Origin of the sequence: Salinisphaera sp. T31B1 (assembly GCF_040361275.1) — a bacterium.
Lineage (GTDB): Bacteria > Pseudomonadota > Gammaproteobacteria > Nevskiales > Salinisphaeraceae > Salinisphaera.
Window position 1 is genome coordinate 480,448 of record NZ_APNH01000001.1, and the last position, 12,220, is coordinate 492,667.

Genomic DNA, 12,220 nt, shown 5'->3' on the forward strand with positions numbered 1-12,220 from the left:
GTATCCGGGCCTGCCGAGTCGATACGTATGCAGCTTCTCAATCCCATCGACCAGATCTTTCTGCGACTGGAACGTCGCAACCAGCCCATGCACGTCGGCGGTCTGCAGCTTTTCAGTCTGCCCGCGGGCGCCGGGCCCGATTATGTCCGCGATCTCGTCGCCCGGGCGCGCGAGTTCGACGATGTGACGCCGCCGTTCAATCGCCGCCTGAAATACCGCTTCGGCCAGCCGTTCTGGGTCGACGACGTCAGCTTCGACCTGGAATACCACGTTCGACATCTGGCGCTGCCCAGGCCCGGAGCGATCCGGGATCTTCTGGCGCTGGTGTCCATGCTGCACGGCGCGCTGCTGGATCGCTCCCGGCCGATGTGGGAGGTCTATGTGATCGAAGGCGTGGTCGACGACCGTTTTGCGATCTACAGCAAGTTCCACCACTCGATGATGGACGGCATCAGCGCCATGCGGATTCTGCGCCGATCGCTCCAGGACGCCCCGGACGCGCGCTCGATGCGGGTGCCCTGGCAGTTGCCGGCCACCGAAAGCGAAGACGCGGCCCGCCGCGCCGGGCCGTTGACCGACGCCTGGCGCACACTGCAGGCGACCACCCGTCAGATCGCTGCACTGCCGCGTGCCGGCCAGGAGATCGTGCATGCATGGCACGATGCCCGCAGCGACGACGATTTCACCTCGATCGCCCAGGCCCCTGCCAGCCTGCTCAACTGTCGGGTCAGCGGTTCGCGCCGGTTTGCGGCCCAGTCCTACTCGCTGACCCGTATCAAGCGGATCGCCAAGGCGTTCGACGCCACGGTCAACGACATCGTACTGGCCATGTGCGCCAGTGCCCTGCGCGCGTATCTGCTCGAACAGAACGATCTGCCCGACCGGCCTCTGGTCGCGATGCTGCCGGTTTCGCTGCATGACGACGACAGCGGCACCGGCAATCGCGTGGCGATGATCTTTTCCAGCCTGGCCACCCATATCGCGGACCCGGTCGAGCGGCTGGCCGCGATCCAGCGCTCGGTGAATCACTGGAAACGCCGGTATCGGGACATGTCGCCCGAACAGATCATGGCGTTCATCGCTGCGTTGTCCACCCCGGCCGGACTGAACCTGCTGACCGGGCTTGCGCCGCGTCATCAGTCGTTCAACGTGGTCATTTCCAACGTACCGGGTCCGCGGGAGACACTGTATTTCGGCGATGCCGAGATGCAGGGCATGTACCCGGTCTCGATCGTGCTCGACGGCCAGGCGTTGAACATCAGCCTGGCCAGCTATCGCGATTCGCTGGAGTTCGGGTTGATCGCCTGCCGACGCTCGTTGCCGTCCATGCAGCACCTGCTGACTTATCTCGACGATGCGCTCGACGAACTGGAGCCGGCCGATGACGCCGTCGCCGGAGACAGCGTTCACGGCAGCTGATCGATGAACGGCCGACCGTCGTCGGGCTTCCCGTTGGCCCCGCTCGTCGCTTTCGTCGTCGTCCAGCTGGCGATCGGCATATCCGCCATCGCACCGTGGGCCATCTCGGCCGGGGCCGGCGCGCTCGGTCAGACCCTCGGTTGCCGGGTCGACGAATCCGGCGTCCAGCCCTGCTATCTTTTCGGCGCCGATATCGGCGGCGTGCTTTACGGCGCGGGCATGTTCGGCTGGCTGATCCTGGCCAGCCTGCCGGCGGCCTTTGTCGTATGGATCGCTCATACGCTGTACACGCTGGTTCGTCTGGTGCGCTGGCAGCGCCGTCGCGCCTGCTCGCCTGACGGCTGATGGCTCCGGCACGCCCGAGCTCGGACGGCCCGAGCTGTGCGCTGTGCGGTCGCCGCGGTGTGCGGACCACGCGTCACCACCTGATTCCGCGCCGAACCCATCGGCTCAAGCGGATTCGCAAGCGTTTCGATCGTAACGAACGCCTGGGCGCGATTCTGCACGTCTGCCGGCCCTGCCACAGCCATATTCATGCCGTGCTCGATGAAAAGACGCTCGCCGAGGTGTACAACACCCGCGCCGATCTGCTCGCCCACCCGAAGATCGCCCAGTTCGTTGCATGGATCGCCGACAAGCCTGCCGGTTTTCGCCCGCGTATCCGGGCGCCCAAACGCTAGGCTCGGCGCAGGCCGTGAATGATCTCAGCGTGTGGCCGGCGAAGTGCGCTGGCGCCCGAGCACGGCGGCCGTGATCACGCACCCCGCTCCCAGACACAGCAGCAACGCACCCAGCGCGATCGTGGCGCGATAGCTGTCGGCCGACGCATACAACGCAGACATGCCAAAGCCGCCCAGCGTCTGGGCCACGGCGAACGACAACGTGGCCCAGCCCCAGATCTGCTGACGGCGATCGGCCGGCGCGATCTCGACCACGGTTCCGGCAGTCAGCGTGATGATCGCCGGCACCATCGCGCCGACCATGAACGACGATACGCCCAGCGCCGCGAGCGATGACGAGGCCAGCGGCAATGCGGTGGCCGCGGTCATCGCCAGGAACGCCACGATCAGGGCGGCCCGGAAGCCCAGCCGCGCGGCCGCATAGCCGCCCAGCGCCGGGCCGAGGAGGCCGCCGACGCCCAGCGCCAACCAGCAGGCGTTGCCGACCGCCAGACCGCGTCCCAATTCGCGCGCGATATAGTCGACCCAGTAAAGCGAATGCGGCACATAGCCGGCGGAGTTCAGCCCATAGGCGACGATGATCAACGTCACGACCGGCCACGAGGCGGGCTCGGGTGTCGCAGGCTCCGACCCGCCGTCCTGCGTGTTCGTCGCGGCCGAACCGGCGGGCAGATGACGCCAGACCGCACGCCAGCTCCATCCGGCCAGTACGCCGCCGAGCACGCCTACCGCGATCCAGGTCGTCGCGATCCCGGCCTCGGCCAGCAGCGGTACCAGCAGGCTCGCCGTGATCGTGCCTACGCCCATGCCCGTGAACACGATCGCCGACGCGGCCGGGCGTCGTGCGGCGGGCATGCGGCCCATCACGATCGGGGTCACCACGATCGTGAGCGTGGCCGCGGCCCAACCGGCGATCAAACGCCAGGGCCCATACCAGATCATGCCTCCGGGCAGCGCACACGACAGCAGACTGAGCGTGAGCGCGGCCAGCGCCCCGCCGATCACGGCCCGCGGACCCAGACGACGCACCATCAGATGGGCAGTCGCCGCCCCGACCAGATAACCCAGCAGGTTGATCGCACCCAGCTCGGCCGTCTGCTCGGCGCTGAACCAGCCGGCCTGTACCAGCGACGGTATCAGCGGGGTGAACGCATAGCGGCCCAGGCCGATACCCAGCAGCAGCGCGATCGCGCCCGAGACCAGCAGCGGCCCCTGTCGCTGGCGAACGGCGGAACTCACGGCGTACGTTGGCAAGCCGCGGCGAGCGCGCTCGCCAGGGCAGCCAGCAGGGCCACGAAAGCCAGCGCGAACAGCGGCAGGTACCGGCCAAGCTGCTCGTAGCCCCACGACATGCCATAGGCACCCACGGTCTGGGCGAGAGCGAACGACAACGTCGCCCAGCCCCAGAGCTGCTGTTGACGTTCGGGCGGGCACAGTTCGGCGATCGAACCGGAGGTCAGGGTCACCGTACCCGGCACGAGCAGGCCGACGCAGAAAGACGACAGCGCCAGCGCCCACGCGCTGTCCGAGACCAATGCCAGGCCGACCGCGGCCGCCTTGATCCCCAGGGCACCGACCAGCGCCGGGCGAAAACCCACGCGGGCGGCCACCGCACCGGCCACCAGCGGCCCGCAGGCGGCACCGAACCCGAACACGACCCAGTAGGCGCTGCCCGTGGCCAGACCGCGGCCGAGCTCACGGGCAATATAGTCCACCCAGAACAGCGTATGCGGCACGAACCCGATGGCATCCAGCCCGTAGGCGACGATGACAAGCATGATCGGCCACATCGGCAGCGCGCCGTCGTCGGCAACAGACGTGGGCGCGCGATCGAGCGGCGCCAGGTGTCGCCATACCGAAAACCAGCTCCAGAGCGCCAGTCCCAGTGCGACCGCCGCCAGCGCGAGCCAGGGCAGCGCCACACCGAACCCTGCGAGCCACGGCACCAGCGTGCCGCTGGCCATGACGCCCAGCCCGATGCCGGTAAACACCAGGGCACTGGTGCGCGCGCGCTCGGCCGGGGCGACCCGCGACAAGGCCGCCGGCGCCCCCACGACCACCAGCATCGCGCCGGTCACGCCGCAGGCCAGGCGCCAGATGCCGTACCAGATTACGCCCCAGTCCAGCGCACAGCCAACCAGACTGGCCACCGTGATCGCCAGGCATACACCGAGCACCGCGCGCGTGCCGAAGATCAGCGTGGCTCGATGGGCCAGCGCCGCACCCAGCAGATAGCCCAGCAGATTCACCGCGCCCAGATAGGCCGCGGCATGGCTGGAAAACCAGCCGGCATCGACCAGCGCCGGAATCAGCGGCGTATAGGCAAAACGCGCCATACCGATGCCCAGCAGCGTGGCGATCCCGCCGGCCAGGCCCAGCTGCGTGGAGCCAAGGCCGGCCCGCACCTGACTCATCGTCGTAGGCGCCCGGCCGGCCTGATATTCGTGTCCATGGCTGTCCCATACAGCAAAAAACAGCCGGAAGTGTGCCACGATCGGGCCTCGGTCCGCGCTGTTTTCGACGGCGCGACGACGCTGCTCATCTGCCACCGGAGCCATCGATGCCTGACCACCCTGCGTCCACCGTGCCGGATACCGTCGTCGACGCCCTGTTCATAGGCCGCATCGGCCCGCTGGCAGGCGACGGGGCAGCCAGCGCGATCGACAAGCGTCCTGTCACGGATGCGCGTTGGCTCGACGCCGGCGGCGTAGCCGGCGATACGGTGGCCGATCCGATTCATCACGGCGGCCCCGAGCGAGCGCTCAATCACTATCCGGCCGAGCACTACCGGCTTTGGCAGGCGCGCTATCCCGGCTTCGAGGACGCGTTCGTGCCCGGCGCGCTGGGCGAAAACATCAGCACCCACGGCATGACCGAAGCCGACGTGCATATCGGCGACGTATTTCGCCTGGGCCAGGCGACAGTCCAGATTGCCCAACCGCGCCAACCGTGCTGGAAGATCGGCGCCCGTACCGGCATCGCAGGCCTGGCACGCGCGGTGGCCGCCGCCGGTGCGGCCGGCTGGCTGTACCGGGTGATCGAGCCAGGCGACATCCGCGCCGGGGATCGGCTAGCACGTATCGAGACGGCCACCCACGGCATCACCCTGGCCCGCCTGTGGTCGATACAGGCCGCACGCGTGCCCGACGAGGACGACCGCCGGGCCCTGCTGAGGCTCGCCGAACTGCCCACACTCGCGCCGGAATGGCGCAAGCGGCTGGCCGCCCGGGCCCGCCAGCTCGGCGAACGCTGAGCCCGTGCGCTAGTCGGGATACAGGCGGGCACGATAATCGGGATGGATCACGCCGACCGCGATGTCGGTGAAGTCGGTGAACAGCCCGTCCACGTCGTAGCGATGGTAATAGGTGCGCAGCTCATCCTCGAGCCGGCGTGTACCGGCCGGCAGCTGGTCGGCACGAAAGGTATAGGGGTGTACGAGCAGGCCCCGCCGATGCGCGGCGACCACCAGCGCGCCGTCCGTCGCGGCAATCCGGCGCTTGTCAGGCCCGATACCGTCGGCATAGGTCGCGATCTCGTCCAGGCCCGCGGGCGTGACCATCGCGTCGAAGGCCTCGCCGCTGCCTTCGATGAGCTGAATCTGGGGCAGATCCGAGCCGAAGACCTCGCGCATCTCCCTGAGATTGTTCGCATCGAAGCTCTGCACGAAGACGTTCGCATCGCGTCCGACATAGCCGTATTCGGCCAGCCGCTCGAGCAGCACCCGTTCCAGCGGCAGGTCCTGGGCATCATGAAAGGCGGGGTTCTTGGTCTCGGGGTAGAGCCCGACCTCGCGACGGGTCTCGCGATTGAGCGACTGCACCATCTCGATCACGGCCACCAGCGTCGGCACCTTGAAACCGCGTGCGCGGTCGTTGAAACGCCCCGGAAACACGCGGCGGCCGTCCGGCCGGGTGCGCTCGACGACGTCGAGCGATTCGATCTCGGCCAGGGTGAAATCCGCGGCGTACCACCGCCCGTCGTCGCGTGCTCTATCGGGGAACTTCTGTGCCACATCCGTGGTGGACTCGAGATGGATATCGTGCAGACAGATCAGCCGATGGTCGGCGGTCATCACCAGATCCGGCTCGATGAAGTCCGCGCCCAGCGCATAGGCCATGGCATAGGCCGGCAGGGTGTGCTCGGGCAGATAGCCCGAGGCGCCGCGATGGGCGATGACGATCTTGTCGCGAGTCATGTCGGGCGCACCTCGAGGCTGGGACATCTGCGCCGTCGCGCCTGCATGGCGCGCACCTGGGGCGCCGAACAGCGGCGCGGCGGCCAGGCCCAGCGCGATACACAACCCGACCACGCCAAGATCGACAGCCTGCCGGATACGATGCGATCTCGCCATGATGGACCCCGAGCGCGCGGCAGGTCTCCGCGATACGCATCGAGGCTAACCATCGGGCATGACGCGATCATGACCGCTCGTCGCCCCGGGCCTAATCCGGCGCGTGTTCGCGCTGGCGGATCAGCCCTTCCTGAGCGACCGAGGCCACCAACTCGCCGGCACGGTTGAAGATCAGCCCACGTGACAGCCCGCGCGCATCCTGGGCGCCGGGACTGTCCATCGAATAGAGCAGCCAGTCGTCCATGGCCAGATCGCGATGGAACCAGATCGCGTGGTCGATGCTGGCCATCTGCATGCCCGGCGTGAAGAACGACACGCCGTGCGGAAACAACGAAGTTGCCAGCAGGTTGAAGTCACTGGCGTAGGTCAGTACCGCCCGATGAACGGCCTGGCTGTCAGGCAGCGGAGCCTTGGCCTTGAGCCAGACGTGCTGGACGGCGTCGCGCTTGTCGGGGGCGAGCATGTTCCAGGGACGCACCGCGCGCATGTCGATGGCCACCTCGCGGCCGACCGCCTCGCGCAGTGACTCTGGTACCCGGTCGAGCTGGTCGACCCAGTTGCGACGCAGCTCGTCGTGGCTGGCCAGATCCTCGGGCCCGGGTACGTCCGGCATGGCCATCTGATGGATATAGCCGTGTTCCTCGATATGGAACGACGCCAGCATCGAGAAGATCGGCCGGCCGTGCTGGATCGCCTGGACCCGCCGTGTGGCGAAACTGCGGCCGTCGCGGATGTTGTCCACTTCGTAGACGATGGCGGCTTCCATATCGCCCGGACGCAGGAAATAGCCGTGCATCGAATGCGCCAGGAACTGGGGCTCGACGGTGCGCGTGGCCGCCACCATCGCCTGGCCGGCCACCTGGCCCCCGAATACGCTCTTGCCACCCAGATCCCGGGAGCTGCCGCGAAACAGTCGCTGTTCCAGCGGTTCCAGGTCGAGCTGGTCGAGCAGATCGCCGACCAGACGTTCGCCGTCTGATGCCATATCCGAGATTCCCCAATTGCGCGTTGAACGGCGTCATTCTACAGCCGGCCAGGACAACCCGGCATAGCGGCGCTTCGACGGGCAAGGGGTTCCCGCCCGACTCGGAGCGTGCCGGCGCCGATCGTCACTCGGCCAACCCGGCTCGACCCGACGACACGGATGGACAGGAGATGGATAGCCGGTTGTCGATATCTCAACCCGGGCATTCGTCCATGGGCACGCGGGCTCGACGCCCGGTACGGGCGGCTGCGTCGGCGCGGCGCGGCATTCAATCGGGGCCGGACTCGTCGACCGCGCGCAGCAGAAAATCGGCCCGGGCAAAAGCGATCGGTCGCTCGGCATCGTCCTGCCAGCATTCGGCTTGAACCTGGGCGATCCGCCGGCCGGAGCGGATCAGCCGGCATCGACACAGACAGTCGCGCGCAGCGGCCGAGCGCCAGTAGTCGATAGAGAAATCGACCGGATACGGCAACCGCAATTGCGCCTCGACGATCAGCACCTCCAGCTGCATGGCCAGTTCCAGCAGTCCTGCTACCGTACCGCCATGCAGCGCGCCCTTGCGGGCATTGCCGATCAGATCGTGCCGAAACGGCAGGCGATAGAATCGCGCCGCGGCTTCGGTCTCGACCGACAGGCCGAGATAGCGGGCATAGGGGATGGCCTGGACCACGGCCGTATGATCGCCCGCGTCCAGCGCCGCACGCAGGGTCTGGTCGGCACGACTCATGGACGCACCGATCGGCCGGTGCGCATGAACGCCGCGTGACACAGCGCGGTCGGCCGATCGGGCGTGTTCTGGTGCAGCGTGGCGCGTACGAAGGCCACACAACGGGTGATGTGATGGCACTCGGCTTCGACGACCAGCGATTGACCGGCCCGCGCCGGGCGCAGGTAGTCCATGCGCAGATCCAGCGTGGCCACCGTTTCCAGCCCCGGCAGCGCCAGGAACACCGCCAGGCCGCACGCGCTGTCGGCCGCACTCGTGCCGACGGCGGTATGCCATAGACCGGCCATCGGGTCGCCCACGAAATCCTCGCGAAACGGCAGCTCCACGACGATCGTGGGGCCGGACACGTCGACGATTTCCAGCCCGAGCGCGGCGATATGCGGGATACGGTCGTGAAAACGACGCGCGATCTCGGCCCGTACCTCGGGTTCGCTCTTGTCGATGCCGTCGATCGCGCGGGTGTCGGTCATGGTGGGCGACCATAGCCGGCCACGTCGGCCACGTCCATGCCGGCCCGTCTGCAACGCCGCGCTGCGCGAGCGCGTAAGATGGGGTGACGGACAGGCTCCGCCCGGCCTGCCCGTTGCGGATAGCCCGCTTGGTTTTATCGGCCGCGACTGACTATGGATCACTCCGAATACGCCCTGTTCCCCTTGTCCACCGTGGTGTTCCCCGGCGGCATCATGCCGCTGCGCATCTTCGAACCGCGTTATCTGGACATGGTCGCGGCCTGCATGCGCGAGCAGCGGGGATTCGGGGTGTGCGCGGCTCAGCCGGCCAGGGACAAGGGCTCTTTCAGCACCCCGCGCGCGGTGGGTACGCTGGTCGAGATCATCGACTTCGATCGCCTGGACGACGGCCACCTGGGCATTACCGTGAAAGGCCAGCAGCGCTTCGAGCTCGGCCACAGCCGCCAAGCCGACGACGGCCTGTGGTGGGGCACGATATCGGTCATCACTGAAGACGCCGACAGCGCCTGTCCGATCGAGTTCTCACAGCTCAAGCAGGTCGCAGCCGCCTTGATCGAGGAGGTCGGCCTGCCTTACGAGGCTCAGGGCCGAGCCTACGATTCGGCGAGCTGGCTGTCAGCACGACTGACCGAGCTGCTGCCTTTCGATGCCGCCACCAAGCACGATCTGCTGGCCACGAACGATCCGCTGGAACGCCTGCGCCGGATCCGACCCATGGTCGAGATCGAAAACGCGCGTTGAGACAACGCCGGTCCGGGCCGGCGCGGTCGTTATTTTCGCTGTGTCGCGATAGCATGGCGAAAAGAAAAATCAACGAGTTCCCTCTCCCGTGAAACGCCAAGCCTGCCGGGCAGCCTGTGCTGTCCTGGTGATGCTGTTGGCGGCCTGCAGCAGCCAGCCCGTCCGCGACACCGAAGCCGAGCCCGCCCCGAATACGCCGCCGCCCGTCGATCCGATGGTTCAGGCGATGACCGCACAACTCGCGGCGCTGCCCGATACCACCGTCGGCACTGCCGTGGCGGATTTCTATGGTGCCCGCGACGATCGGCCAGCCTGGTTCGGGCCCGACCGCGCGCCACGTGCGGCCATCAAGTCACTGCTGGACGCGTTGTCCCGTGCCGACCGCCAGGGTCTGATCGCCGCCGATTACGGCTACGATCGGCTGGCCGAACGCATCGAGACCCTCGACGCCGCCCCCGGCCCGCTCCAGCCCGCGGATCTGGCGAAGCTGGATATCCGCCTCAGCCGTGCGTTCGTGGCCTATGCCGTGGATCTGCACCGAGGCCGAATAGAGCCGGGCCGCGACCTGCGACCGCGCTGGTACGAGGACCTGCCGCCCGGCGATTACGCCGGTGCGCTGGCCCGCGCCACCGACGACGGCAACGTGGACGACGCGCTGGCCGAGCTGCGCCCGCCGCATGCCGGCTATACGCTGCTGGTCAAGGCGCTGGCCGACTATCGTGCGATTGTCGACGACGGCGGCTGGCCCATGCTGGCCGACGGGCCGCTGCTGGAATCCGGCATGCGCGATGCCCGGGTACCGGCATTGCGGCGACGCCTGCATGTGACCGGCGATCTGCCGCCAGACTCGCCTGCCGGCGACACCGTCGACGACGGCGTGCCGCGCCTGGAGCGACTCGACGACAAGCCGCCCGTCGATCTGACCTCGCGCCGCTATGACCAGCAGCTGGCCGCAGCAGTGCGGCACTTTCAGCGCCGCCACGGGCTGGCCGTGGACGGGCGCGTCGGCCCGTCCACGCGGGCCGCACTGAATGTTCCGGCCGAGCGCCGGGCCCACCAGATCGAGCTCAACCTGGAGCGCTGGCGCTGGCTGCCGGGCGATCTGGGCGACCGCTATGTCATGGTCAACATTCCCGAATACCGCCTGCGCGCCTACGATGATGGCCAGGCCGTGCTCGAGATGAACGTGGTGGTCGGCAAATCCTACGACGACCGTGCCACACCGGTGTTCTCGGATCGCATGCGTTACGTGATCTTCCGCCCGTTCTGGAATATCCCGCACGGCATCGCGGTCGACGAGATCCTGCCCAAGGCACGCGCCGATGCCGGCTATCTCGACCGGCGCCAGTACCAGATCGTGCGTGCCTTCGGCCCCAACGCCGAGCCGCTCGCCGCCACCCCGGCCAACCTGGACCGGGTCGAATCCGGCCAGCTGCATATGCGCCAGGCGGCCGGTCCGCATAACGCGCTCGGTCTGGTCAAGTTCATGTTTCCCAACGAATATGCGGTCTATCTTCACGACAGTCCGTCGGAGCAGTTGTTCTCGCGCACCCAGCGCGACTTCAGCCACGGCTGTGTGCGCGTGGCCGATCCGGCCGCACTCGCCGGCTTCGTGCTCGCCGGCCGCCCCGAGTGGGATGCCGCCCGAATCGACAAGGCACTCCACGAAGGCGGGCGCGAGCGCGTGAATCTGGCCGAACCGCTGCCGGTCTATCTGATCTACTGGACGGCCTTCGTCAACGACGACGGCGTGCAGTTCCGCAACGATCTGTATAACCACGATCCGCAGTTGGAACGTGCCATGCAGCGCAGCCACCGCACGAGCCGGTGGCAGGACGCCGGTTGAGCCGGCCGCGCGCCACACGCACGGCCCTCGCGACCAGCCTCGTGCTGGCGCTGTGGCTGGCGGCGGCCGCGGGCGCGCACGCCCAGCGCTTGAGCATGACGCGCGCGCTGGACGGCACGCTGTTCGGCGGCGAACCCGGCTTTGCCGTGCGTATCGGCGAGCGCGCTCTGCAGGGCCCGGTCAATGCAGTGTTCGTCATGCCGGGCACATCGGTCACGCTGAGAGTGACCGATGTGCCGACAGCCGCCGATCTGAGCCTGGCCACCTATGGCTTCGGGCCGCCGCCACGGCGACTCGGCGACGCATGGCGCTGGCAGGTACCGCGTACGCCGGGGCTGTACCCCATCAGCCTGCGCAATCGCGCCACCGGCGGCGAGATGCGGATCAACGTCTTCGTGAAGACGCCCTTCGATGCTCGCGAAAGCCAGCTCAACGGCTACGATATCGGTCGCTACGAGCCGACCGCCCGGGCACGGGATCCGCACAGCGCGCCGCCGCGCGGGCTGGTGGAAGTCACGCCGACGAACGCGAGCGTGGCCGTGTCGCCGCATTTCAGCCTCGGCGATTTCCTCTGCCACCAGCAGCCCGAGCACTGGCCCAAATACGTGCTGATCCGCCCGGCCCTGCTGGACAAGCTCGAGCACATCCGAGGCGCGTTGATCGCGGCCGGCGTGGCCCCGAACGCGGTGGTGATCATGAGCGGCTATCGCACGCCCTGGTACAACGCCGATATCGGCAACACGACCGTCTATAGCCAGCATCTGTTCGGCAGCGCGGCCGATATCTTCGTGGATGCCGACGCTGACGGCGAGATGGACGATCTCGATGCCGACGGTGCCATCACGCTTGCCGACGCCGAATGGCTGGCGGATCTGGTAGAAACCGTCACGGCCACAGAGCCCGATCTGGCCGGCGGATTGAGCGCCTACCCGGGCAATGCCTACCATGGGCCGTTCGTTCATATTGACGTACGCGGCCAGGCCGTAAGATGGTAATTCCTC

General features: G+C 67.7%; 13 protein-coding genes. 7 read left to right on the plus strand and 6 right to left on the minus strand.

From position 1 onward, the window contains the following. Nucleotides 1-27 precede the first annotated feature (27 nt). The 3 genes from T31B1_RS02175 to T31B1_RS02185 are packed head-to-tail and all read left to right on the plus strand — an operon-like array spanning nucleotide 28 to nucleotide 2,099. On the plus strand, nucleotides 28-1,419 hold the full coding sequence (locus T31B1_RS02175) for a WS/DGAT/MGAT family O-acyltransferase (RefSeq protein ID WP_353247817.1): 1,392 nt from the start codon (nucleotides 28-30) through the stop codon (nucleotides 1,417-1,419). A 3-nt stretch (nucleotides 1,420-1,422) separates the two neighbouring features. Continuing rightward, on the plus strand, nucleotides 1,423-1,764 hold the full coding sequence (locus tag T31B1_RS02180; RefSeq protein WP_353247818.1) for a hypothetical protein: 342 nt from the start codon (nucleotides 1,423-1,425) through the stop codon (nucleotides 1,762-1,764). Next, on the plus strand, nucleotides 1,764-2,099 hold the full coding sequence (locus T31B1_RS02185; protein ID WP_353247819.1) for a hypothetical protein: 336 nt from the start codon (nucleotides 1,764-1,766) through the stop codon (nucleotides 2,097-2,099). The genes T31B1_RS02180 and T31B1_RS02185 overlap by 1 nt, the downstream gene beginning before the upstream one ends. A 24-nt stretch (nucleotides 2,100-2,123) precedes the next feature. Here the strand turns inward: T31B1_RS02185 and T31B1_RS02190 are convergent, their stop codons facing one another. Then, the gene (locus tag T31B1_RS02190) at nucleotides 2,124-3,338 is read right to left on the minus strand and encodes a YbfB/YjiJ family MFS transporter (RefSeq protein ID WP_353247820.1); all 1,215 of its coding nucleotides are present in this window, start codon (nucleotides 3,336-3,338) and stop codon (nucleotides 2,124-2,126) included. Continuing rightward, complete coding sequence (locus tag T31B1_RS02195) at nucleotides 3,335-4,591, minus strand: YbfB/YjiJ family MFS transporter (RefSeq protein WP_353247821.1); 1,257 nt, start codon at nucleotides 4,589-4,591, stop codon at nucleotides 3,335-3,337. Before T31B1_RS02195 ends, T31B1_RS02190 begins: the two co-directional genes overlap by 4 nt. A 68-nt stretch (nucleotides 4,592-4,659) precedes the next feature. Between T31B1_RS02195 and T31B1_RS02200 the strand changes: the two genes are divergently transcribed. Next, nucleotides 4,660-5,352, plus strand: a complete 693-nt coding sequence (locus T31B1_RS02200; RefSeq protein ID WP_353247822.1) for an MOSC domain-containing protein — start codon at nucleotides 4,660-4,662, stop codon at nucleotides 5,350-5,352. A gap of 9 nt (nucleotides 5,353-5,361) precedes the next feature. Here the strand turns inward: T31B1_RS02200 and glpQ are convergent, their stop codons facing one another. From glpQ to T31B1_RS02220, 4 genes are all read right to left on the minus strand, one after another. Then, nucleotides 5,362-6,450: a glycerophosphodiester phosphodiesterase gene (glpQ, locus tag T31B1_RS02205; RefSeq protein ID WP_353247823.1), complete on the minus strand. Its 1,089-nt coding sequence runs from the start codon at nucleotides 6,448-6,450 to the stop codon at nucleotides 5,362-5,364. 91 nt (nucleotides 6,451-6,541) lie between these two features. Continuing rightward, nucleotides 6,542-7,435, minus strand: a complete 894-nt coding sequence (locus tag T31B1_RS02210) for an acyl-CoA thioesterase (protein WP_353247824.1) — start codon at nucleotides 7,433-7,435, stop codon at nucleotides 6,542-6,544. A gap of 268 nt (nucleotides 7,436-7,703) precedes the next feature. After that, the gene (locus T31B1_RS02215; RefSeq protein ID WP_353247825.1) at nucleotides 7,704-8,162 is read right to left on the minus strand and encodes a PaaI family thioesterase; all 459 of its coding nucleotides are present in this window, start codon (nucleotides 8,160-8,162) and stop codon (nucleotides 7,704-7,706) included. Then, a complete protein-coding gene (locus T31B1_RS02220) occupies nucleotides 8,159-8,632 on the minus strand; it encodes a PaaI family thioesterase (protein WP_353247826.1) in 474 nt (157 codons plus the stop codon). Before T31B1_RS02220 ends, T31B1_RS02215 begins: the two co-directional genes overlap by 4 nt. Before the next feature lie 153 nt (nucleotides 8,633-8,785). On the opposite strand from T31B1_RS02220, the gene T31B1_RS02225 reads away from it, so the two are divergent. From T31B1_RS02225 to T31B1_RS02235, 3 genes are all read left to right on the plus strand, one after another. Then, complete coding sequence (locus tag T31B1_RS02225; protein ID WP_353247827.1) at nucleotides 8,786-9,373, plus strand: LON peptidase substrate-binding domain-containing protein; 588 nt, start codon at nucleotides 8,786-8,788, stop codon at nucleotides 9,371-9,373. An 88-nt stretch (nucleotides 9,374-9,461) separates the two neighbouring features. Beyond that, nucleotides 9,462-11,219 carry a L,D-transpeptidase family protein gene (locus T31B1_RS02230; RefSeq protein WP_353247828.1) on the plus strand — a complete coding sequence of 586 codons (1,758 nt, stop codon included), beginning with the start codon at nucleotides 9,462-9,464 and terminating at the stop codon, nucleotides 11,217-11,219. Next, the gene (locus tag T31B1_RS02235) at nucleotides 11,216-12,214 is read left to right on the plus strand and encodes a D-Ala-D-Ala carboxypeptidase family metallohydrolase (protein ID WP_353247829.1); all 999 of its coding nucleotides are present in this window, start codon (nucleotides 11,216-11,218) and stop codon (nucleotides 12,212-12,214) included. The genes T31B1_RS02230 and T31B1_RS02235 overlap by 4 nt, the downstream gene beginning before the upstream one ends. The last annotated feature ends 6 nt before the right edge of the window (nucleotides 12,215-12,220 follow it).